The 22190-nt window shown below is 59.9% G+C and carries 18 protein-coding genes and 3 pseudogenes; 12 read left to right on the top strand and 9 right to left on the bottom strand.

Translation table 11 applies throughout. The features are described from left to right. The first annotated feature begins 7 nt into the window (after nt 1-7). The gene (locus AC070A_RS20160) at nt 8-1357 is read left to right on the top strand and encodes an MmgE/PrpD family protein (protein WP_492384202.1); all 1350 of its coding nucleotides are present in this window, start codon (nt 8-10) and stop codon (nt 1355-1357) included. 113 nt (nt 1358-1470) lie between these two features. Here the strand turns inward: AC070A_RS20160 and AC070A_RS20165 are convergent, their stop codons facing one another. The 3 genes and pseudogenes from AC070A_RS20165 to traI form a co-directional block, all read right to left on the bottom strand. Further along, entirely contained in the window at nt 1471-2817 is a 1347-nt protein-coding gene (locus AC070A_RS20165; RefSeq protein WP_492384203.1) for an amidohydrolase family protein, read from the bottom strand. A gap of 34 nt (nt 2818-2851) precedes the next feature. Beyond that, the gene (locus AC070A_RS20170) at nt 2852-3613 is read right to left on the bottom strand and encodes a winged helix-turn-helix transcriptional regulator (RefSeq protein ID WP_492384204.1); all 762 of its coding nucleotides are present in this window, start codon (nt 3611-3613) and stop codon (nt 2852-2854) included. A gap of 152 nt (nt 3614-3765) precedes the next feature. Continuing rightward, a pseudogene (traI, locus tag AC070A_RS20175) lies at nt 3766-4362 on the bottom strand (acyl-homoserine-lactone synthase); the annotation flags it as partial. A gap of 243 nt (nt 4363-4605) precedes the next feature. On the opposite strand from traI, the gene rctB reads away from it, so the two are divergent. Beyond that, nucleotides 4606-4956 carry an SMa0974 family conjugal transfer regulator gene (gene rctB / locus AC070A_RS20180; RefSeq protein WP_492384205.1) on the top strand — a complete coding sequence of 117 codons (351 nt, stop codon included), beginning with the start codon at nt 4606-4608 and terminating at the stop codon, nt 4954-4956. Between the two features lie 486 nt (nt 4957-5442). Here rctB and traA read toward each other — a convergent pair whose 3' ends face one another. Further along, the gene (traA, locus tag AC070A_RS20185) at nt 5443-10059 is read right to left on the bottom strand and encodes a Ti-type conjugative transfer relaxase TraA (protein WP_492384206.1); all 4617 of its coding nucleotides are present in this window, start codon (nt 10057-10059) and stop codon (nt 5443-5445) included. Nucleotides 10060-10278: 219 nt separating this feature from the next. Between traA and AC070A_RS20190 the strand changes: the two genes are divergently transcribed. From AC070A_RS20190 to AC070A_RS20210, 5 genes and pseudogenes are all read left to right on the top strand, one after another. Then, nucleotides 10279-10566, top strand: coding sequence for a TraC family protein (locus AC070A_RS20190; protein WP_492384207.1), 288 nt, complete (start codon nt 10279-10281; stop codon nt 10564-10566). Next, entirely contained in the window at nt 10556-10795 is a 240-nt protein-coding gene (locus AC070A_RS20195) for a conjugal transfer protein TraD (RefSeq protein ID WP_112996671.1), read from the top strand. Before AC070A_RS20190 ends, AC070A_RS20195 begins: the two co-directional genes overlap by 11 nt. Continuing rightward, nucleotides 10786-12699: a Ti-type conjugative transfer system protein TraG gene (gene traG / locus AC070A_RS20200; RefSeq protein WP_494773574.1), complete on the top strand. Its 1914-nt coding sequence runs from the start codon at nt 10786-10788 to the stop codon at nt 12697-12699. The genes AC070A_RS20195 and traG overlap by 10 nt, the downstream gene beginning before the upstream one ends. Before the next feature lie 330 nt (nt 12700-13029). Beyond that, entirely contained in the window at nt 13030-13401 is a 372-nt protein-coding gene (locus AC070A_RS20205; protein WP_113476765.1) for a DNA-binding protein, read from the top strand. A gap of 44 nt (nt 13402-13445) precedes the next feature. After that, nucleotides 13446-13920 (top strand): annotated as a pseudogene (locus tag AC070A_RS20210) (RES family NAD+ phosphorylase). 310 nt (nt 13921-14230) lie between these two features. Here AC070A_RS20210 and AC070A_RS20215 read toward each other — a convergent pair. The 3 genes and pseudogenes from AC070A_RS20215 to AC070A_RS20225 all read right to left on the bottom strand — a co-directional run bounded on the left by AC070A_RS20215 (nt 14231) and on the right by AC070A_RS20225 (nt 15385). After that, nucleotides 14231-14496: pseudogene (locus AC070A_RS20215) on the bottom strand (type II toxin-antitoxin system prevent-host-death family antitoxin). A gap of 55 nt (nt 14497-14551) precedes the next feature. After that, entirely contained in the window at nt 14552-14719 is a 168-nt protein-coding gene (locus AC070A_RS20220) for a hypothetical protein (RefSeq protein ID WP_492384435.1), read from the bottom strand. Nucleotides 14720-15061: 342 nt separating this feature from the next. Beyond that, nucleotides 15062-15385: a DUF736 family protein gene (locus AC070A_RS20225; RefSeq protein WP_113476761.1), complete on the bottom strand. Its 324-nt coding sequence runs from the start codon at nt 15383-15385 to the stop codon at nt 15062-15064. 36 nt (nt 15386-15421) lie between these two features. On the opposite strand from AC070A_RS20225, the gene AC070A_RS20230 reads away from it, so the two are divergent. The 3 genes from AC070A_RS20230 (at nt 15422) to AC070A_RS20240 (ending at nt 17116) form a co-directional block, all read left to right on the top strand. After that, nucleotides 15422-15790, top strand: a complete 369-nt coding sequence (locus tag AC070A_RS20230) for a hypothetical protein (protein ID WP_494773575.1) — start codon at nt 15422-15424, stop codon at nt 15788-15790. 340 nt (nt 15791-16130) lie between these two features. Next, entirely contained in the window at nt 16131-16613 is a 483-nt protein-coding gene (gene parS / locus AC070A_RS20235; protein WP_494773582.1) for a type II RES/Xre toxin-antitoxin system antitoxin, read from the top strand. After that, entirely contained in the window at nt 16610-17116 is a 507-nt protein-coding gene (locus tag AC070A_RS20240; RefSeq protein ID WP_492384209.1) for an RES family NAD+ phosphorylase, read from the top strand. The genes parS and AC070A_RS20240 overlap by 4 nt, the downstream gene beginning before the upstream one ends. Nucleotides 17117-17201: 85 nt before the next feature. Here AC070A_RS20240 and AC070A_RS20245 read toward each other — a convergent pair whose 3' ends face one another. After that, on the bottom strand, nt 17202-17435 hold the full coding sequence (locus tag AC070A_RS20245; RefSeq protein WP_113476754.1) for a type II toxin-antitoxin system Phd/YefM family antitoxin: 234 nt from the start codon (nt 17433-17435) through the stop codon (nt 17202-17204). A gap of 403 nt (nt 17436-17838) precedes the next feature. Between AC070A_RS20245 and AC070A_RS20250 the strand changes: the two genes are divergently transcribed. After that, nucleotides 17839-19029: a DUF1173 domain-containing protein gene (locus AC070A_RS20250; RefSeq protein WP_494773576.1), complete on the top strand. Its 1191-nt coding sequence runs from the start codon at nt 17839-17841 to the stop codon at nt 19027-19029. A gap of 320 nt (nt 19030-19349) precedes the next feature. Here AC070A_RS20250 and AC070A_RS20255 read toward each other — a convergent pair whose 3' ends face one another. Next, a complete protein-coding gene (locus tag AC070A_RS20255) occupies nt 19350-20267 on the bottom strand; it encodes an ArdC family protein (protein WP_492384211.1) in 918 nt (305 codons plus the stop codon). An 835-nt stretch (nt 20268-21102) separates the two neighbouring features. Between AC070A_RS20255 and AC070A_RS20260 the strand changes: the two genes are divergently transcribed. After that, entirely contained in the window at nt 21103-22113 is a 1011-nt protein-coding gene (locus AC070A_RS20260; RefSeq protein WP_492384212.1) for a GSU2403 family nucleotidyltransferase fold protein, read from the top strand. Nucleotides 22114-22190: the final 77 nt, after the last annotated feature.

Genomic DNA, 22190 nt, shown 5'->3' on the forward strand with positions numbered 1-22190 from the left:
GCGCCGGATGTTTGTCACCGAAATCCTCTCAGAGTATCTGGTGAACTATCCTTCCGCTGCTCTGCCGCCCGACCTGAGGTTAAGTGCGGCCTGCTGTATTGTGGATGCAGTCACCGCCTACGTCGTCGGTTGCGATATTCCGAGTGCGCGCGAAGCCCGCGAGGTCGCTCGTTACGATTTTGGAGCCGGTCGGGCTTCGGTCTGGTTTACGGGGGAAAGTCTCGGAGTCACTGCCGCGGCGTTCTGTAATGCTGCGTCAGTCTCCGCGCTCGATTTCGACGACGGTCATCGCGCCGCGCGCGGTCATCCCGGTGCGGCTGTGATACCCGTAGCACTCTCCGTGGCATCTGCCATCGATACGTCCGCCAACGACCTCCTGACCGCAATCGCTCTCGGATACGAGATCGGACTTCGGATTGCCGTGGCGCAGAACCCGCAAGCGATCAAAAGCCGACAATCGGGACGTTGGACCGGCTATGCTGCTGCGGCCACGGCCGGGCGCCTGTACAGAACCGATCCCCCGGCACTCGCACACGCCCTCGCTGTGGCCGGAGTGCTCGCACCAAACCAGGAGGCAAACGGCAGCTCCGGCTATGCCAACCTCACCGGGAACGACGTCAAGGAGGGTATTCCCTGGAGTGTCGTGACGGGCCTGACCGCATTGCGCCTCGCGGAGCGGGGATTTACCGGGCCACAGGATTTGCTCGATCATGCGTCGCACTTCGACTGGCCGAGCATCATCGCGGACTTGGGTGATCCAGCTGAGATCTCGAGGGTCTATTTCAAACCCTATTCCTGCTGCCGCTACATCCATCCCGCTCTTGATGCCTTTGCGGCGCTTTCGGAAGTTGCGGACATCAGGACCGAACAAATTGCATCAATCGAAGTTCAGACCTTTCGATGGGCTCTCCGGCTCTCAAACACCGTGTCTCCCAGGACATTGACGGAGATCCAATACAGCCTGCCTTATTGCATGGCGATTGCTGTTGTCGATGGGCCTACGGCACTGGCGCCAGTCGGTAATGCGCAGTTGGATAGGGCCGACCTCCTCGAATTCGCCCGCAAGGTTCATCTCTCGGTCAGTCCTGAGATCGACGCACGCTTTCCGACAGAGACCCTCGCGCAGGTATGCCTGCAAATGATCGACGGCAGATTGATCACCTCTAAGGTGACCTCGCCGCGCGGGGACAAGGCGCGCCCCTTAGCCTGGGAAGATCTCATCAACAAGTTCTCGGTAGCAACGCGGGGCAAGCTTGCTCCCAAGGCACAAAATACTGTCCTGCAGGCCTTTGAGGCACTGAAAAGAGGAGATGCTTTTCCCCTCCTCCAGTGCCTGAGGACGCGATTGATCGACTGACATGTCGACAACTGCGCCCTGTGTCAGTCGGATCGCATCCGTCGGCATCGTAATTGCGGCCGTGGCTGAACATTGTCGGCGTCGGCGCGAGAGCCAGGCTCAGGTTGAAGCCGTCAGACAAGCCGGCCATTCCTGACAACGATACAGCCTGCGATCACGACATGCCTGACGCGGCTCAGATTAACGTGGTCGACAACGATCAGATCTGCGCGCTTGCCCTTTTCAATCAGCCCTCGATCACCGGCCATTTGAGTGAAGACGCGCGCTACATTCCCGGTCGCAAGGGCAACCGCCTCCGCGGCAGACAACTGCTTCTTTCTGACCATCCGCTGGATCGCTTCAAGAATTCCATCCCAATGCCCGCCGGCAAAATCGGTCGAAATCGTATCGACACAGCCCGCATCGATCAGTGCGTCGAGGTTGGAGGGATCGTTGCGCCAGCGCGTCCCGATACAATCCAATGTCGAAACGTCGATGATAGCCCCCTTTCTTCTCAGATTCTGGGCGATCGAGACCGCCTCGTCCGGGAGAAAGCTCGGGTGATTGCTATGACCGGCGACGAAACGTGCCTTCGGGTGCTTCTCGACCACGGCGATCAAGCGCTTCGCAGATGGCGCCGCGTTGTGGAAGATCGCGGGATATCCGACCCGCTCGGCTTCGCGGGCGATTTCATCGAATCCGGCCAGCGAGAGGGCAACCGAAGGCATCACCGATTGCGTAATGATGTCGCGAACGCGATCCGCTCCGGTGACCCCGGAAAGACCGCAACGCTCGAGCTCGTCGGTCAGTTTCAAATTCGCTAGGCCGTCTTCCGGATCGAGATAGCGGCCAAGGACGGCGTTCTTCAAACGCCTCGCGGCTGCGGGCGTCACTTCGACCCCGAACTCCTGCAGGAACGCTTGCGGGATGAACCTGTATTCTTGCGCTCCACCACCCAGTGTCTGCCCGCCACCTGCCTCACCAAGCGCGACCGCGCCGGAGGCCAACAGGTCATCTATCGTCGCACTCAGGTGCCGTGCCGAAAGTCCCTTGCCGTCGACCACAAGCGCCGCCTCAATGTTTTTCGGAGTGTGAGCCGTGGAAATGCGGATATCCATTGCATGAGGTTCTGCCTCGTCTACATCTACTTCGTCAGCCGTAGCTAGGCCGCAAACGTTGAGAAGGGTCGTTGTTCCCTGAAGAAGATGGCGGTTCCGGAAATAGGCAACATCTTCGCCTTCAAATGGCTTCGAGCCGCTCGGCATGGAAGGCCCCCGAATACATCCATGCGCATGTGCGTTTATGAGACCTGGCATAACGATGCCGCCGGCTGCATCGATGGTTTCTCTTGCCGCGAGTTCAGCGCCTGCGGCGGTGTCGACACCGGCGATCCGTCCCTTCCGGACATACACGGCACCCCGCTTGTGAAACGTCTTGCCGTCGCCGGTGATGAGACCTCCATTTCGGATTACCAGATCCATGAGAGCTGTTCCTTTCGTCAACCGGGATGCTGTCCTAGTCGCCAGTCCCTTCACCCGGCTGACCCGGGTTGTGGTGCGATCGTTCCTGACTGGAACCATCGAGCATGTAGCCGGACGATCGAACCGTGCGGATGAGATCCGGGCCGCCGGTCACGCTCAGCGCCTTGCGCAGCCGGCCGATATGGACATTCACCGTCTTGACGTCGACGAAACGGCGCTCGGGCCAACCAGCTTCGATGAGTTGTGCGCGACTACACGCCTGCTCGTGGTTCTCCATCAGAAACTGCAGCAACCGCAATTCGATCGGCCCCAAGTGGACGTTGATGCCGAGACGCCTGACGCTATGCCTGTTGGTATTCAGTTCAATTCCTGCATAGACGAGGATGTGACCGTCGCTCGCCATCGGACCCGAAAGTTGCGGAAGGAGGATACGGTCGCGAAGGAAGCCGAGCAGCTTGGAGGGAGTAATCGGTCGTACGAAATTCTCGTCAATTCCGGCCTTCAGCAGATCGATAAACCGACTTTCCGCACCGGGGCCAATCAACCCGACCGTCGTAATCCCGAATGTCCGCGGCTCCTGCTTCAGCTTTACACAGGCTGCGGGAGCCCAGTCTTCTCCCGATCGACAATCAAGAAGGATGGCTCCGACATCGTACTCGCCTGCAAAATGCACGATCTCTTCGACCCCGGAACCAAGAATGACTTGATATCCCTCGGATTCCAGGATGTGGACGAGTAGCAGATAGTAATCCGCATCGGTCGAACCGATCAGGATCTGCGGTCGCGCGGAATTCAAAGAGCTATCCTCTTTTGCGCAGCGTCAGTTGTGATCTGATCCTCGTTAGGACCTGCGTCGTTCTCTGTGGGCGGTGTAGCCGATTGCGCTAAATCGGCAGAAGACGCCATTCCACGCCGTGCAGCCAGCAGCGAAGTTGTGGTGCACATGTGTCCCTGGCGACAGGCAGCAGCGAGAATCCGATTAAGGCTCGCGGCGTCGGCAGGAAGCACGCCTGCTACGGCCATCGTGCTGCCAATGGTACATGGCCGACCAAGGCGTTGCATTGGCCAGCCGGCGCGCTTCAGAATGCGCTCGAAACGGAGGTCAGTTGCTGTGACGATCTCGTGATAGCCGTTCGCCATCGACCACTCGATTATACCGGCGAACATTTCAAGCGTCGTCCTGTGGAGAAGCCCCTGCATCCTGCCCTCGTCGAGCGTGGTGTCGACGCAAAAGCGCGAGCTTTCGACCATGCCTGCATGAGCTTCCAACCTTCGCGATGCGAGGAGTTGCGGGAAGGTATTGGCGAGCATCGTCGGCCCACTAGCCGGAAGAAGCCTCGCACAGCCCGCCACGGCACCTGCGGTAGAGACAGCTAAGATGTAGGTTGGATTGAATTGATCGTAAGCATCAGCCTCACGGTCGTCCTTTATGTCTACGTCCCAGTCCAGCCTTTCGCCAAAAACACGGGCTCGTAGCCGATGCATCGCATCGATCAAGTCAGCAAATTCTCCGCGCGCTGCGGCCGGCACAGCCAGTATCTCCATCATCATTCTCCGAAGAAATCCCGTTTGAGGGTACTGGACACGAGTTTCGGCGCGCAGGCGACTAATAGAAGTAGTAGTCGAGCGCTCGACGAAAGCGTGCATGAATTCCGCACGTATGAGTTGTCATATGCCGAGTGATCTGTATCGAAAACCCGCGCCATGAACGTGCAGGACCAAGGTGGCGAAGTCACCGAGGGCCGAATTTGATAATTCAATGTGCGCGCGGATTGGCAAGGAGTGCCTATGTTCAAATATACCGCCGAAGCGTTCGTGGCAGGCCAGCATGCGCAACAGGGCGTAAACGAGGTCTGCGCCCTTTACGACGAATATTGCCGTTCGATCGGCGCCACTGGGGTCGATCGATTGCTCGACTTCGGTGACGCCCGCGCGATGCTGAGCCCAACGGACGAGGGGCTGCATTTTCGGATCGATACGCGAGACACCCTGGCCTTTTACGGTATCTGGACGGTTGTGCAGGTAGCTTTGGCACCCTTACCGGAATTTTCAGGTAAAGACGTTGAATGGCACACAGCCAGCCGGTTACCATTTCTGGCAAAGGCTTTTTTCCTTAGAATCTGGAACCCTAACGAATGAACCGGGGCGGTGCATCTTTTGCTCCGTGATCGTGCCAAGGGACCTTATCGTACCGCAACCTTTTCCCTCAGCTCGATCCACGGAGCATCTCTCGCTCGACTACTGCGTATCGTCGCGATCGGTGGCGTCGACCCTCTGCGTCAGCCGCCTCCGAGCCGAGATCGCGTTGACAAAAGACGATACCGCGAGGCTGCGATGTCCGGGATGGCCACGCTCGCTGCCTGTGAGAGGAACACTTATGAATACCGGCGCTGGGACGGCAGCATCGCCGCGCTGGTGACTATGTCGCGGCTGAAGTAGCGTGCTACGTCAGCAGCGCAGTGGCAGCAACAGAACTGTCTTTTTTGTCCAGCCCGTGGGCTGCCAATCACTCCCTATACCATAAACGCCTCGCGCAACGAGCTGCCGCGATTTTCTATGCGACATTGATGCCGCGCCAAACGGCTAAGCCTCTCGAGTGGATGAAACTGCCTGCTTTTAGTTTCTCTACGGCTCAACGCGACGCGCCCAATTGAGATCCTGCTGTTGGCGCTCGGAAACGATCTTCTGAGGACTATCGATCCGCACGGCTTGCTGTAGTACCTTCAGCTTGTCCTGCATCGCCTCGAACGCACGTCGTTGCGTCGGCGAAACGCAACTAATCACGTCCTTGTCCCCACGCAGGATCGCATTGCGGCCAAAACGCTCGTCGAGCGCCCGGCTGACTACAGCGAATTCTTGGGCGACGCTAGGATCGAGCGCACCCGTGGCAACATCAAGCTTGCCGTCCTTCTTCTTCTCCGCCGTCAACTGCCGCAGTACGTCCTCGGCCTTCTCCGACAGACCGGGAATGGGAACCGCCATACGCCGGCGCTCGTCGGTAATAACCTTGGTTTCAGTTTCAAGTGCAATTGCATAGGACGTACCGAGGCAACGGATGCGGCTTGTCGCTTCCGACACAGCCTGAAGAGCGCCCTTCCGCTCACGGCCCATGGCAAGCAACTTATCCATGACGCGGTCTGAGCCACGTAACACGCCATAGGCCGCTGGATCATTGCTGACGGCGGCGGCGATCCGCGCACCGGCAAATCCCTTTACGACAAGCTCCTCGATCTTGGCAACCGCGTCGGCCGGATCGCGCCAGATGCGTGTTGCTGCATCGACGAGGGCGGCGCGATGATGGTTGTAGTGGGGAACGGCAAGGGCCCTCTCCCGCGCTTCATCGACGATCGGTGTCTTGAACTCCGCGACGGCCGCGAGCATGGGCAACACGGGCATGGTCTCTTGCCCCAACCCGACGCTTGCGCCGGCAACAATTTTCGACCGGTCTTGTCTCTCGGCAAGGTATTGTTCCTCGGCGAAGCGCCGCACGACCTCGAAGAGCCGGGTGAGTTTCCCTCGCCGTTCATCCGTGAGACCTTCCGGCATGCGTTCGGCAATATTGCCTGCGGCAATTGCATCGGCCTTCTCGGTGAAGGCGGACCAACCAAAGCGTGAGGTCAACGCCTCGTTGACGGCCTTGACCTCCTGCACCATCAGACGGTCCTTAGCGGCATAGGCAAATGCCGTCTTGTAGGCATCGGCCCCACCTCGCTCGCGGACCGCCTCGACTTCGGCGAGACGCGCCATCGCCTTTTTCGAAACCGCGGGAATAGACAATGACATATATGCGCGCCGCCGCTGCTCGCGGATTGCGAAGCGCTCCGCCTGCCTGCGAAACTCGGTTGCATGTGCGCGCACCAAAGGCAGCAGTTCCGATAAGCTGGTCATGGCAGTGTTGCGCTCGTCGCGGGCGGCGCGGCCATTGACCATGAGGTCAGAGCCGCGCAATCGGCCAAGGCGTTCGGGCGCAAGGCTAATCTCTTCAGCAATCTTCCGCGGCTCGACGCCTGCGCCTGACGCCAGAGCGTTGAGCGCCGATAGCGCGCCATCCGGGTCGCGATAGATTTTCTGAAGCAATGGCCGGAGTATTTCCTCCCGCTCCTTCCACTGTGCCGACGAGAGCTGCGCGAAACGCGCATCCTCTTCAGCGCTGCGGGGGAATTCGGAGGCGGGTGGGATCAAATAATTTCCACCCAACGGGATGCCGGCTGCGAAGGATACTGTGCGTTCCTCGCTGTACGAGACGCTGCGTTCCCGTTCGATCGCATAATCGAGCGCAATGCTCGCCCGCTCCCAGAGCTTCGCCAACTGCGACCGCTTCTCAGCAAGCCACGCCGACCGTCGCGCCGCGCTCTCTTCCATTTTGGCTGCCACCAGTGAAAGATAGTCGAGGCCGCGCCGCCGGGCAAAATCACGGGCATGCTCCCGATAGCCTTCCTCGCATTCGAAATCGAGCGTCGTCGTCTTGGCGCCGGATCGCCCAAGGCGTCCAACAAGCTGTTTGAACACGAGCGGCCGATGGCTTTCCCGCTCCATCCTGGCCTTCCGCGCATCTACAGTTTCGACTTGGCTTCCAGTCCAGACGTTGCGCTCGACCTGACGTTCCTCGACGCGCTTCTTGCCGGTCTTCTCATCAGTGACGGCCACCTTTACCGTGACCGTTTCGACGCCATTCTTGCGCAGTGTCACAGTATCGCCTGTCGAGATTCCACCTTCCTCAAGTGCCTTCGGCAGGCTCACGCCCCAAAGTCGATGAACGGTTCCGTCGTCCGTCCTCACATCGGCGTAGGGGCTTTTTTTGGCATCATCATCTTGCGGCCGGAACTTGGCCAACCCGGTGTCCACCAATTCACCGGTGACGCCGGCTGCATGGTCGACACGTGGACTGCGCCCCCATTTCGGCTTCGGTTCAAAGTTCTCACGCGCGGCGTAAAGATCGGCGCGGTCACGATGCCTGGTCATCGCCACATAAGTCAGATGCTGATCCATCATTCCGGTGGCGAGCACGAAGGTCCGATCGATAGTCGAGCCTTGAGATTTGTGGATGGTCGCGGCGTAGCCGTGATCGACATTGCTGTAGCTGTCCTCGCTGATCACGACCTTTCGGCCGTTGTCGAGATGCACCGACAGCAGCGCGTCTGCGCGTTTGTCCCCGGACGAAATGACCGTGCCAAGCATACCGTTCTTCACATATTGGGGACCAAGCCGCTTTGTCCGCGGTTCAAGGAAGCGGGCATTTTCCAGGAAGATGATCCGGTCGCCCGCGGCAAACTCACGAAGCCCACGTGCCGTCCGGAACTGGCGCGCACCTGTCAGCGCGCCCTCGTAGATCATGACTTTGCGCAAGGCCTCGTTCAGCTTCCTGACGTCATCGTTGGTGTGGGCAAGCACAAGCAGTTCGTCGCCGCGAAGACGTCCGGGACACTCGCCCACGGCAGTTTTCTCAAGCAAGTCACGGCGGGCACCGGCCCAATCGGCAACGATGCGATCGATGATCTCGGCCTGGGTTTCGGTCTCGACAATGCAGCCCTTCTGCGCATAAGCATCGAGCCCCTCTTCGACCTTGCCGCGCGCGAAGAGACGGGATGCATCACGCGCCCAGACATCACGCTGCCGCCGCACGCCGGCAAGTTCCGCAAAGCCGATCCGTTCGGTGATTGCGCGGAACGCCGCACCCGCCTGGATTGGCTGCAGTTGCATCGCGTCGCCGACCAGCACGGCCTTTGCGCCTGCGTCCTCCACGGCTTTGAGGATACGCGCCATCTGCTGCGATGACACCATGCCGGCCTCGTCGATGACGAGCACATCGCCGCGTTGCAGTCTTTCGCGCCCACCGGCCCAGGCAAGCTCCCAGGAAGCCAGCGTGCGCGACCGGATCCCGGAACTGTCCTCCAGCCCTTCTGCGGCCTTGCCGGCAAGGGCCGCGCCGATTACCCGTCGGCCGTCGCTTTCCCATGCGACGCGGGCCGCCGAAAGCAGTGTCGACTTACCGGCGCCGGCAAGCCCGACGACCGCCGCGATGGCACTATCGCGCGTGACATGACGGACCGCATCGACCTGTTCCGCATCGAGCCTGAAGGATTTTTCCGGATCGGCCGTTTCGACGCTTCGGACGGCGGCGGCGGCCTTGGCACCGGAGACGCCGAGACCCTTTCGCATCGACAGAACCTCGGCTGACTGCGCCATGTCATATTCAATGCGCAGGATCCCCCGCGTGGTGAACACCGCCGCCTCTGTCGCCTTGCCCGTTTGGGTTTCGACTTGCTGCGGCTTCAGCAGCACCAGATCGTCCGAAGCCATAAGCCGCGCGCGGATATTGGCGAAGTCCACTGGATCGTCGACATAGCGGTGCAGCGCCTTGGCGATATCGCGCTCATCAAAGGTGGAGCGTTCGTTGCCGAGCTGCTTGAGAAGAAGCTCCGGATCGGCAAGCAGCCGGTCGGCCATCTCCTGCCGCCGCGCCAGATCAGCCGGCGCGAAATACGTCTCGACACCCTTGCGCGCGAGCGCCGCCTTCTCCGGACCGAGGTGTTTCTGTGCGATCCCATCGAGGCCTTGCTCAGCATAGGAGCGGCCATCGAGACGGATCTCATGGCCGGCCAGCGTCAGGTGACGGTTGACCGTTTCCGCCCAGGCGACCTTCCATGCCTTCATGGTTTCCTTGTCGCCAGCCCAGAGCTTGTAGACGATCTTGCCGTTCGGCCTGTTCGGCGTGACGACGCGCAACAGCTCCCCGTCGTCGCCCAGGACCGGCACCTTCTTCGGCCCAAACCCCTCCTCCGTAAGGGGCCTGAGCGCCGTCATCAGGTGGATATGTGGATTGCCGTCCTTGTCGTGAAACACCCAGTCGGCGATCATTCCTTTAGATGTGAAGTTGTCGCGGACAAATTCGCGAACGAGCGCGGTGTTCTCCGCTCGCGTCAGCTCCTCCGGCAAGGCGATGATCAACTCCCGCGCAAGCTGTGCGTCCGCCCGCGTCTCGAACGCATCCACTGCATTCCAGAACGCCTCGCTTGCCGCGGCGACAGTCTTCCCCGCGATCGCCGCCTGCAGCCAGCCCGGGATATCGTCCGGCAGTGCCAGTTCCTCATGCACCAGCTCCGACGCGCCGCCACGGTAGCTGAAGGACGTCCCGGCCTGCTCGTCCGCCATCCGGGCGCGGTGGCGGTAGGCGGCAGCCGAGACGATACTGCGTCCCGCTCCCCTGCTGATCACCTGCGCTCTGACGAACATGATCGCCACGACTGTCTCCGTCCCTCCGAGCACGTCGCGCCAGCGACGTATATTGCGCCCTCAAACCGATCGGACCGAAGGACCGATGCCGCTTCTCCGGAAGGGACCGACGGCCTGCATTCCGGCTGCGACGTTTTCGGGATGGTGGACACTAACCTTATTTACTGTCATTTTGTAGATAGTATAATCAGCACCGGTAAGATTACTCAAACAGGAAGGAGCCCATGGATGGCCTTAAAATCATCGATATCCGATATCGACGCCCAGATCGAGAAGCTGCGCGATCGTAGACGAACGCTGATAGTAAAATCCGCTGAGCGGTTTGCGCGCGCCGCCACGAAATCCGGTCTGGCGGAAATCGAGATCACTGACGAGGAACTTGACGCGGTCTTCGGGGAGATCGCGGCTCGATTTCGTAAAGGAGATCGGACAGGGCCCGCTAGCGCGTCTGCTTCGCCGCGTCGACAGCCAAGTGGCGGGTCTGGAGCGTCGGCGGAGGTTTCTAATGACGAGTGAACGAAAGCGGGACACCCGCGAGAAATTCCTGCTCGGTGGCATTGTCGCGAGAGCGGGTCTCACGAAGGCCGACCGGGCGTTTCTACTCGGCGGTCTCATCGAACTTGCAAGCATCGCGCCGGGCACCGCCGAGCATCGGCGTCTGCGCGATATCGGCGAGGAAGCATTCAAGGCTCCCGCGTCAGAGGCCGGATCACCTCGTATCTCGGAGACGACGGAATGGCACTGAAGTCAAAGCCGCATCCGAGCCTTTTGCTCATTCTCTTGCCCGTCGCTGTAACCGCCTTTGCGGTCTACGTCGTGGGCTGGCGCTGGTCGGTGCTCGCCGCCGGACTGTCCGGGAAGGCGGCATACTGGTTTCTACGAGCCTCACCGCTACCACCGTTATTGCTCGGGCCGCTCGCAGGTCTGTTGACCGTTTGGGCCTTGCCGTTGCACCGGCGAATGCCGGTAGCCATGGCAAGCCTCGTTTGTTTTTTGACAGTCGCCAGCCTCTACGCGCTGCGTGAATTCGGCCGACTGTCCCCATCCGTGGAAAGCGGCGCGCTATCATGGGATCGGGCGCTGTCCTATCTCGACATGGTCGCTGTCGTCAGTGCAGTCGCTGGCTTCATGGCCGTGGCTGTGGCCGCGCGCGTTTCCACGGTGGTCCCCGAACCGGTAAAGCGCGCCAGGCGCGGAACCTTCGGGGACGCGGACTGGCTGCCGATGTCGGCGGCGGGAAGACTGTTTCCGCCGGACGGCGAGATCGTCGTCGGCGAGCGCTACCGCGTCGACAAGGACATCGTCCATGAACTGCCCTTCGATCCAAACGATCCGGCGACATGGGGGAAAGGCGGCAAAGCGCCGTTACTGACCTACAAGCAGGATTTCGATTCCACCCACATGCTCTTCTTCGCCGGGTCGGGTGGATACAAGACCACAAGCAATGTCGTGCCGACGGCGCTGCGTTATACCGGGCCGCTGATCTGCCTCGACCCTTCCACCGAGGTCGCGCCCATGGTGATCCAGCACCGAACCCGCGTGCTCGACCGCGAGGTGATGGTGCTTGATCCGACGAACCCGATCATGGGCTTCAACGTGCTCGACGGGATCGAGAACTCGCGACGAAAGGAAGAAGACATCGTCGGCATTGCCCACATGCTCTTGTCGGAGAGCGTGCGCTTCGAAAGCTCGAGCGCTTCCTACTTCCAGAACCAAGCACACAATCTCCTGACCGGCCTGCTCGCGCACGTGATGCTGTCGCCGGAATATGAAGGGCGGCGGAACTTACGCAGTCTCCGGCAAATTGTATCCGAGCCGGAACCCTCGGTGCTCGCCATGCTGCGCGACATTCAGGAGCACTCGCAATCGGCTTTCATCCGCGAGACGCTCGGCGTCTTCACCAACATGACTGAGCAGACGTTTTCAGGAGTCTACTCGACAGCATCGAAGGACTGCCAGTGGCTATCGCTCGACAGCTACGCCGCACTCGTGTGTGGCAATGCTTTCAAATCGAGTGACATCGTCTCGGGCAAGAAAGACGTCTTCCTCAACATCCCGGCATCGATCCTGCGCTCCTATCCGAGCATCGGCCGCGTGATCATCGGCTCACTGATCAATGCCATGATCCACGCCGATGGCGGCTTCAAGCGCCGGGCGTTGTTCATGCTCGATGAGGTCGATCTGCTCGGCTACATGCGGGTGCTGGAAGAGGCGCGCGACCGCGGCCGAAAGTACGGCATCTCCATGATGCTGATGTACCAATCGGTCGGCCAGCTGGAGCGGCATTTCGGGAGGGATGGCGCGATGTCGTGGATCGACGGCTGCGCCTTCACGAGCTATGCCGCGATCAAAGCGCTGGACACAGCGCGCAACGTCTCCGCCCAATGCGGTGAGATGACGGTAGAGGTGAAGAGGAGTTCCCGTAACGTTGGCTGGGACACAAAAGCCGCCGGGGGCCGCCAATCCGAAAGCGTTAATTTCCAGCGCCGGTCGCTGATCATGCCACACGAAATCACCCAGTCGATGCGCAAGGACGAACAGATCATTATCGTGCAAGGTCATAGCCCGATCCGTTGTGGGCGCGCGATCTATTTTCGGCGGAAGGATATGGATCAGGCAGCTAAGGCAAACCGCTTCGTCCGGATTTAACCTCCACACCAAGCCAAGCATTACCCATTGGACCGGCCGACCAACCGGCTTGAGTGACGTCAGCACCGCCGATGCGAGCCAAGTTATCTTCGTGACGCAAGCGGTAATGTCCTTGCCGGGCGCGATTCCCGCGCCCTTGGCGACGATCTTAAGGTCGACACACCAGTTCCCTATCTGGCAATTTTCGATCTGGTCGAAATCAGGATCGAGCGCGGCCGAAATTTCGAGCGGAACTTTGCTTAAAGCAACCGCAGTAGTGTGTGTGCTTTCGCTTGAAATGTGCGTAAAATGTGCATAAATTAGTCCTGCATTTTTACCAGGAGAACCGCCATGTCCGCGCTTGCTCTACCCGATGCTCTCGAAGCCGTTCACCAACCCGGAACGTCCGATCTTTCGGCAACTGGTGTTGCGGACCTATTTGGCCTTCAACTTCAGGATCTCGCAGCGATCGCGGCGGTGCATCGTAACACGGTCAGGACCCATCCGAGTTCCGCCAAGCTACAGGCCGCGCTGCGCGACTTGATGCGCGTGCTGTCCGCGGCATCTGTCGTGCAGCCAGACAAGGAGCGCGCACTGTTCCTTATCAAGAATGCTCCAATCCCGGCGTTTCGCCACAAGACGATCCTGCAACTCGTTACAGAAGGCAGGACAGAGGATGCAATCGACTACCTGGAATCCATCAGTTCGGGATATGTTGGGTGATCCTCGAACACCTTCCCGCGGGCACGTTGCTCTATCGGGCGCATATGCCAGAATGGGCGAGCTTGCCAAGGAGCGGTGCGGGCGCGGCGCTCAAGGGCGGCCGGTTCAATCGAGAGGGCGTCGAAGCTCTATACCTGGCGTTGGACGAAGTAACCGCCCTCCGCGAGTATCAGCAAACCTCGCCGTTTCTGCCGCACCGTTTGCTCGTATACCGCGACATTGATGAACCTCGTCGACCTTCAACAACTGAGCCGCGGCGACCCGTGGGACGACCTTTGGCATAGCTGGCGAGAGGACTGGCGCCACCTCAAATTCGACCTGCACGTCGAGCCGCCGACATGGGTACTGGGCGATCTCGTACTCGCTGCAGGCCATACGGGCATCATTTTTCCCAGCATAGCGAATCCGGGTGGCGCCAATGTTGTTATCTTTAGCGAACGGCTCGAAGGCGAGAACCGGATCGAAGTCAATGATCCCGAGGGTAGACTCCCGCGTAATCGGTCGAGTTGGAAGCGGTGAACCCCAAATAGATAGTCCGTGAAAATTCGGGATCCCCTTATGCCACTGAGTTAGCGGAACACGCTGCCTTCAATGCACGCCGCTTGGCACCGATGTTTGTTCTGCCAATGAGAACTGTCGCCGAAACCGGCATTTGGTGCATGGGATTTGATAAAAGACGACCCGTCGCGATAGTAACGTGTGGCACCGCCTTACACCAGCGAAGCTCGCCCATCGGCAAACGAAGCCGAATCTCAGCGCGTAACCGACGTCCCTGCCGCTTCCTGAAGAGCTGACCATCGGCAAGGCTGCGTTATTTGCCTGCGTCGAATTATTCAGGCGCGCCCTCGTCCTCGGCTACAAAGGCGTCGACGGCACTCGCGAAGTCCGCAAAGAGGCTGCCGGGCATCGTTTCGATGGTTCCGGCCGACCGCGCTTCCGACTGGCGCATCAGGCGCTCATAGTCGTCAATGTTGAGGAGGACAAGTGCGGCTTGTTGCGCTGGGTGATTGTCACTGGCCAGCGCAGGGCCTCGGCGATGATGTCCCCGGATTTCCGGGAAAGATCGCTCGTCGTATAGGAACCCGAGTGCGACATGGCGATCTCCTGTATTCTTGGATTTGCCGTAAATGCAAGCATGGCGAAAGCCTCCCTAGAAGGGAGGCTCGCTGCTGACGCGCCCCTCGAGTTCGGCCACGATGACCTCAAGCTCCGCACAGGCCTGTTCCAGTTCGGCCTGGATCTGATCGCGCTCGCCGGCATCGCAATGGCGCAGCTCGGCCTTCAATTCCTCGATGTGGGTTTCAAGTGCAACCGTCATTGTCGTCATCTCCTTGCATAGTGTGAAAGATGACGCCGGCGGTCGCGAGGATCGGGCCGGGTCAAGGATCGCGGATGCGACCGGCGGAGCCGGCGAGCGGGGGAGCCGAAATGCGTCAGCATTTTGGGGGAACCGCTCGTCCTTTAGGCGGCACGATTCCTCGCGGCAGACTTGGCGATCTGAGCAGATAGTTTTTCATCTCGTGTGGCAGGGTAAAAGAACAGGTGCGGGCTCGATGCCCGTACCTGTTTCTAGCGACAAACGTGACCATCCCGTTTGGGGCCGGTCGCGTTCAGAGCGAGTGGGCGCCGGTCCCGATTGATCGGGACCGGCGTTGGTGGCTCAGTTCGGATTGTTCCAGAGGATCACCTTGCGGTTCGGATCGCCGCCGGGAGCCTGTGCGAGGTTGCCGAAGATCACCCCGATCTCCGGAGCCTCCAGTTTCACGGAGAGGTACTCTTCTCCGGTCTGGCGGGCGATGCGGTTCCACGCCGCGCCGATTTCGAACCCGGTCTTGCGGTGGATAACGCGGTAGTCAGGGGCCTCTTCGCTCGCCTTGTTGGCGTTGGGGACGATGGCGATCGGGGCGTTCACTCGGATGGTGGCGAAGACGCCTTCGAGAGTGCCATCGGTCTTCTGCGTGAGAGCTGCGATCGTGGTGGCCATGGTTCTGTCTCCTTCGGTTGCTCGGGACCATTCCCGATGGTGCACGAAGAGACGGCCGATCTGCTGCGGTCAGCTCGCCCGAAAATTTTGCAAATTCTATTTTCCGCCAAGACAAGAAAACCGAAATCGAACTTTGCAAAAATTTCGGGCGAGTCTTACCCCTGTAGGGGTTGGCCGCAAAGGCAGGCGGTCGTCTATGCGAGCGACATAAAACGGGAATGGTTCGGGGCAATCGAAGGCCGCGACAAACCATCATGGCCGCCCGCTCCGACGCTGCTGCGTATCAGCCGCGCATCCCTTGATGCGTTTCGCCCTCGAGCCAGTCAATTGCATACCCTCGCCTGCTCCCAGTTGCTGCAACCAATGATCCGCCCGTGCCGACATCACTCTTATGCCGACCGTTAGATCAATGCGGTGCCGGTATTGTCGGCTGCAGACCGTGCGGTAACACCTGGGGAAACTGTTCGCATGAAGCGTGAGAAAGGTGGATCTTTCCCCCATTCGCCCCTTGTCGCCCGCCCATCTGATCAATCTGTGACCGACAGACACACCGCCATCGGCAGCGAGTGGCCCCGAGCGACCCGGGCCCGGCTTCGTCGGTCGTCGCGCGCGGCGATCCCGCGTTGCAGGCCGGTTCGTCGGCGAAATAGCGTCAGGTCCGGGAATACCTGACAGTTCCCTCAAACCTTGAAATCACGAGCGACACACGACATATATTGAACGACAGATGGCGCAGAGAAAGATCATGGCGGTGACAACAAGAGCACCTTCCTCTGCAGCAGGCGGTGAACTGCAAAAAATCGAAGCATTGCTCGGCGGCTCGCGCATCTTGGCGCGGCGCCTCACCAATGCGCTCGACGCGCACGAGCTGCTTCTGCACGGTCTGCCTGCCTCGGCGTTGGATTACCTTGTCGGCAATCTCGTCGTCATCGGCAAGAACGAGTCCCTCGAAAAGGCGGTGGGCATGAGCTTGCGCACCTGGCAGCGGCGGAAGGATGCACCCTCGAAGCCGCTCAGCCAGGAACAGAGTGGTCGCACGTGGAAATTCGCCGAGATCCTCGCAAAGGCGACTGACGTGTTCGGGTCGCAGGCGGAAGCCGAACAGTGGCTGGAGCGTCCGGCGATCGGACTTGACCAGCGCCGCCCGATCGATCTTCTCGGAACGCCCGCCGGCGTCGAGCTTGTCGAGGATCATCTCGACCGCCTCGAATACGGCGTCTATGCATGACCCTTCTGCCAATTGCGCTCGGCGGGACCGAGTTGGCCGCGTGGCGGCTCGATCAGGCCATCCATGCACCAACGTGGGATTGCGGGGAAGGCGCCTATCGGGTCGGTGGCCGCTGGAACAGCAAGGGAGTTCGCGCGATCTACTGCTCCCTCGATCCCGCGACGGCGATACTTGAGGTCGCAGTCCACAAGGGCTTCCGGGCGCTCGATACGGTGGCACATATGATGACGGCAGCAGTCATTGCCAATCCCAGCGATGTCCATGTCGTCGATCCGGGAAGAATGCCCAATCCCAATTGGTTGCGCCCGGGCATTCCTGGCGCGGGACAGCAAACATTCGGAGACGATCTTCTTCGGCGGCACCGTTTCGTCGCGATTCCGAGTGCGGCTTCGCCGCATAGCTGGAACCTGATTTTTCTCGCCGGCGGCGCGACCGGTGCCTATACCCTGAGGTTCCAGGAGGCCTTTGCCCTCGATACGAGGTTGCATCCCCCCGAGGCATGAGCCAGCCGCGATCGCGTCAATGCCAATAGTGGTGTGCACTGCCATCGCGACACACCGCCCGGATATCCGCTGACCGGGCAGGAACTCACGATTCACCAGATCCCTCGCCGCGCGCCAGCCGATCGATCTCCGAGGCGAACAGTTCCTTATGTTCCTCCGGCATCTCCGAAACACGATGCACGCTGCGCGGATCGCCGCCAGTGCGCATCCACTCGTAATGTTCATAACTCATCAGCGCAAACCGGGATCTCCCATGCCAGGTGAGCACGACGGGTTCGCGGCCGGCGGCGGCGGTGACATCGCCAATGTGCTTGTTCAGGTCGCGTGTTGCCGACTCCTCTGTTGATCCTCCGAATTATCCAGATATTCCCGATGTGCACGAACCCGCGACATCGTCGTCAAGTTGAGCGCCAACGACGAGGTGACCAACCGTGACGTCGCGATACGCTGCGCTGTCTTCGGTTCACTGCGCTTCAGCTATGGCAGACGCGGCCGACGCACTCGGATCTTCTCTGTTCGACATGATTCCCAGGAAGCGCACGTAGCCGAGCGCGTCCGCCGACATCTTCGGACGGCCCGTTTTCGCAGAAAAACATCTTCTTCCACCGCTGTTGCACGGGCTTTCAGTTATACCATCATATTTACGATAGTATAAACGAGGGATCCGTGCTACATCGTCACCGACCCTTACGGGCCTCTTGGATGGGCGTGGGAGATGCAATGTGCGACGGTTTCTGATCGGCGACAGGTCGTTCGAAGAGGAATCGAATGAATTCCAGGCTATTCTTCCGCGTGCTTACGAACAGGGGCTCCGGCCACATTGTCAGTGCAAGGAACCGCCGGTTCCGATGTATATCGCGCAACTCGATGGGCAGCATCTCGTCAAGCGCATGCCGCTTTCCGGGCGCGATCACGACCCGACCTGCCCGTCCTATGAACCTCCCTACGAGTTGTCCGGCCTCGGGCCTTTGATCGGCAACGCCATCCAGATCGATGCGAGCGGGCGGGCAATCTTGAAGCTCGATTTTTCGATGACGAAGAAAGGTCCGCGTGCGGCCGCATTTCAATCCACAGGTCCGTCGGAGTCCACCATTCGCAACGAGACGAGGAAGCTTTCCTTGCGCGCAATGTTACACTACCTGTGGGAAATGGGGGAACTGACCGAATGGCGTTCTTCCTGGACCGGAAAGCGTGGCTGGGGTCGGGTCCGCACGAGCCTCATGAATGCCGCGTCACAAATGACGGTTCGTGGCGGACAGCTCAGTGATCTGCTGTTTGTGCCGGAGACTTTCCGTCAGGAGGACAAGGAAGGAATTGCCGCGCGCCGGGCGACCGCGCTTGCCGGTGCGCAAGCGCCCGGGACGGGACCGCGCAACCTGATGATCGCAGTGGCGGAAGTGAAGGAGTTCACACCGGCACGCCTGGGGCATCGGATCGCGCTTCGGCATCTACCCTTTCCCTTCATGATTGAAAGCGAAGCATGGAAACGGTTGAACGCCAAATACGAAGCGGAACTTGAGTTGTGGCGCTCGAACGACGAATTGCATCTCATTATAATCGCGACATTTGGGATTTCGGCTTCTGGGGTCGCTGCCGTCGAAGAAGTCGCGATGATGGTCGTGAACGAGAACTGGATCCCATTCGAAAGCATCCACGAACGGTATCTTCTGGAAAGACTGGCAGGGCTGCGGCGCAAGGTCGTCAAAGGACTACGCTTCAACCTCCCACAGGAGCAACCAATCGTGTCGGTCACCTTGCCGGAACAGCGGCCCTCCCCGGTCGCGATGTTCATCGTGTCGGCCGGTGCAAGTGAGGACTACCAGCGGGCATTGACGGAAATGATCGAGGCGAGACCAGAGATGACGCCTTGGATTTGGTGTATTGCCGAGGGGGAAATGCCGCAACTGCCGTAGTCGTCAGATTGCGGGAAGGATGGCTCTTCCGGCAGCACCGCAGAAAGCGCACGTCGCCTTCACTGCCATTGCATCCTCGGCAACGTCTTTGCCGACAAAGGGTGCTAAGCAGCAGAGGTGCCGTCATGCGGCGAGCCAAACATAGCTCGCTTTGCCGACGTCCTTTCTTCACAAAATTCAAATTGCGATTGCCGCGATGTCGGCAACCGGCAATTCGAACACTGCGTCCCTGTCGCCGCGGTCGGCGCTCCCAAGCATCACCTCGCAATTTTTTTGCTCGCCAGGTGATGATCCTTGGCTTTCACTCTTGAAAAGGACGCCTATGCGGCGCCCCGGGCCTCGTCCTCTTGGGGCTGTTGTGCATGCATCCAGTCGGCGATCTCCTGCGCTTTGCTGGCGGCAGTGAAGATGGCGCGCTTGTCGGAATTCATGACCTCGACCCACGAGGCAATGTAGCGGGCATGGTCCGGCCGCGGCTCGACGCTGAGGCCCAGGTCGGCGCAAATCATAGCACTCAGGAGTTCGACCGTGCATTCCTCCATCGCATAGGCTGCCGAGCCGAAGCGTCCAGAGAGATCGCGGCCGAGTCGGTGGCTGGCGCCAGATGCGTGGCCGCATTCATGGAGCAGCACGGCGTAGTAGGCGACCGCGTCGCGGAAGCACGGGAATCTTGGCATCTGCACCTGGTCCGTAGCCGGGCGGTAATAGGCCTGCGAGCCGCCGTGGCGGATGTCGATGCCGAGAGCCGCGCAGAACCGTTCGGCCCAATCGATCCGCTCAGCCTCGGCCAACACCGGCATCACGGGCGGTGTGTAGCCGTCAACTTGGGCGCAGTTAAAAACCGAATAGCCGCGAGCGAACATGCTGCGGGCGGGCTCGTCACTTTCGCGATTTCCGTCTTGGTCATCCGCTTTGTCGCGATCGCTGGCCTTCCAGAACACCACAAGGTGGCCGTGCTCGCCCTTGCGAACCTGGGCGCCGAGCGCCTGCCATTGACGGTAGGTGCCCCAGATGCCGGTAGGGTAGCCCGCAGCGTGCGCCGCAGCCCAAAGTGAGAGAATGTTGATGCCGCGGTAGGTCTTGGTTGAGGCGATATTGACGGGTGTGGTGATGGCCGATCCGTCGTGATGCCAGGGCATCCGGTAGTCACCGGCGCCGGCCTCGATGGCAGCGATAATCTGGTTGGTGACGCGCTCGTAGATATCGACGGGTGTTTGGCGTCTGCGATCTGTGGTCATGGGTGCCTCCTTCAGCTCGCCCTCTCCGTCGAGGGCGAGGCAGCAGGGGCAGACGCGGGAAGCCTGCCCGTCATACCCTGTTCTCGGTGCTGGTGCGGAACGGGGTTGACGGGCTGGCAGCGTCTGCCACACCCGAGCCCTGCCTCGACGGGCGAGCTTAAGGAGGCGCAGGCCATGATCGGCACGTGGAAGAAACCGACCGGGATGATGCGCGCCTCTCAGCCAGCGTCGTCTCGTGGCGCGCGCTTCAGGGGGACAACCCCGGCACTAGCGGATCAGGCCAGTTCTTGCCGCAGGCCCTCTCGATGACGTCATTCCGGCCCGCGTCCTGCAGCGTCAGCACCTGGCTGTACCGGGCGGGCGTGTGGACGAGGCCGTGCAGTTCGGCGATCTCGGTCCCGCGAATGGCTCGAAGCTCGGCTTTGAGCGCGCGGACGCGCGCTCCTTGAGGGCTTTGAGTAATGATCGCCGTCGGCGGGATTCGGCAGTCCGGAACTCGGCGAGAAGACCGACCGCATGATTCGCCGTCGCCCGGCTGACGCCGGCTCGTACGCCAGGTTGGAGACGGTGAGCGCGTCGTCTATGCGCTCGGGGCGGCCATCGAGCAGCCGTGCTATCGCCGCCCGCAACGCCGAGCGCGCAATCAGCCGGCACTTGCGTTCATTGTCGCTGCGGTGGCTTCGCGTTTGCAACAGCAACAAGGCCTGATTGCATCGAACGATACCAAGCAGCTACTATATTCAACCATTGGGAGCATTTAATTGAATTATGCTATTGAAAAAATTCCATTTGTCCTGCAAAATATGGTAAATGCTGAAACGCAGGACAAACTCCAGTGGTTGAGTACACATCCCCTTATTCAGATGAGCAGCAGCGTGTTCTGATCAATATCGAACAACACTATGATACCTGGATGGCAGCCGAACGTGCTGCGACAGAACTCCCATATGGAATGAAATGGGCGGAAAGATCGGGTAAGGAGTACCTCTATCAGGTCTTAGACCGCATCGGTAATGCCAAGAGCTTAGGCCCGAGGTCGCACGAGACAGAGGCTGCCATGGCGAACTACACGTCATCCAAAACCGAGATCAATGAGCGTCGGCAAGCCAGTGCTCAGAAGCTCACAGAATCTTGCGCTCTTTATCGCTCCTTGCGTCTGCCAATGATCCCATCCGAAGCAGCCAAAATTCTCCGCGAGGCAGACCGGCGATCTATGCTCGGCAGCAAGTTGCTTGTGGTGGGCACGAATGCGATGCCTGCCTACAGCGTCGAGGCGGGTGGTGAGATCAATGATGCTCCGACCGAAACCGACGATTTCGATATGGCGTGGTCAGCCCTCGTCAGAGATGACGCAGACTTAGGCGTGATGGCAATGTTGAAAGCGGTGGACAGCACCTACAGCGTGAACACAGAACGTACTTTTCAGGTTAGGAATGCAAAAGCATTTGAATTTGAGCTTCTGGTCGCTCCGTCGACGGTAGGCAACATGATCAGCAATGACAAGCCCAGCCCGTTGCCGCTAGAGGAACAGGAGTGGCTGCTGTTAGGAACGCATCTGAGCCATGTTGTCGTTGCCCGTGATGGGACTCCTGCTCGTTTGGTAGTACCCGATCCTCGGTACTTCGGCTTGCAAAAACTTTGGATGTCGGTGCAGGAGAAGCGCGACCCACGGAAAAGGCCGAAGGACCGCAGGCAAGGCATGGCAGTGTTGTCGGCAACGAAGGCGACAATGCCGCATATTTCAATGGATGAAGAATTCGAGAAGGCGATTCCAGTAGAACTCCAACCCTTCTATGAGGCGTGGAAGGTGAACTATATCGAGCCACCGACACCCCGCTGGAGGTAGCATCGTGCGCTACGATCAAAGTCGCAAAAATCCGCGCATCTGGCATCGACGCAGCAGAAACCTTTGAACTGGTCCAA

Source organism: Ensifer sp. GW101-20A05, from assembly GCF_059424735.1.

Coding starts and splice junctions, on each gene's coding strand:
- AC070A_RS20160 (WP_492384202.1), top strand. CDS start 8: ATGTTTGTCACCGAAATCCTCTCAGAGTATCTGGTGAACTATCCTTCC.
- AC070A_RS20165 (WP_492384203.1), bottom strand. CDS start 2,817: ATGGATCTGGTAATCCGAAATGGAGGTCTCATCACCGGCGACGGCAAG.
- rctB (WP_492384205.1), top strand. CDS start 4,606: ATGTTCAAATATACCGCCGAAGCGTTCGTGGCAGGCCAGCATGCGCAA.
- AC070A_RS20190 (WP_492384207.1), top strand. CDS start 10,279: ATGGCCTTAAAATCATCGATATCCGATATCGACGCCCAGATCGAGAAG.
- AC070A_RS20195 (WP_112996671.1), top strand. CDS start 10,556: ATGACGAGTGAACGAAAGCGGGACACCCGCGAGAAATTCCTGCTCGGT.
- traG (WP_494773574.1), top strand. CDS start 10,786: ATGGCACTGAAGTCAAAGCCGCATCCGAGCCTTTTGCTCATTCTCTTG.
- AC070A_RS20205 (WP_113476765.1), top strand. CDS start 13,030: ATGTCCGCGCTTGCTCTACCCGATGCTCTCGAAGCCGTTCACCAACCC.
- AC070A_RS20220 (WP_492384435.1), bottom strand. CDS start 14,719: ATGACGGTTGCACTTGAAACCCACATCGAGGAATTGAAGGCCGAGCTG.
- AC070A_RS20225 (WP_113476761.1), bottom strand. CDS start 15,385: ATGGCCACCACGATCGCAGCTCTCACGCAGAAGACCGATGGCACTCTC.
- AC070A_RS20230 (WP_494773575.1), top strand. CDS start 15,422: ATGGTGCACGAAGAGACGGCCGATCTGCTGCGGTCAGCTCGCCCGAAA.
- parS (WP_494773582.1), top strand. CDS start 16,131: ATGGCGGTGACAACAAGAGCACCTTCCTCTGCAGCAGGCGGTGAACTG.
- AC070A_RS20240 (WP_492384209.1), top strand. CDS start 16,610: ATGACCCTTCTGCCAATTGCGCTCGGCGGGACCGAGTTGGCCGCGTGG.
- AC070A_RS20255 (WP_492384211.1), bottom strand. CDS start 20,267: ATGACCACAGATCGCAGACGCCAAACACCCGTCGATATCTACGAGCGC.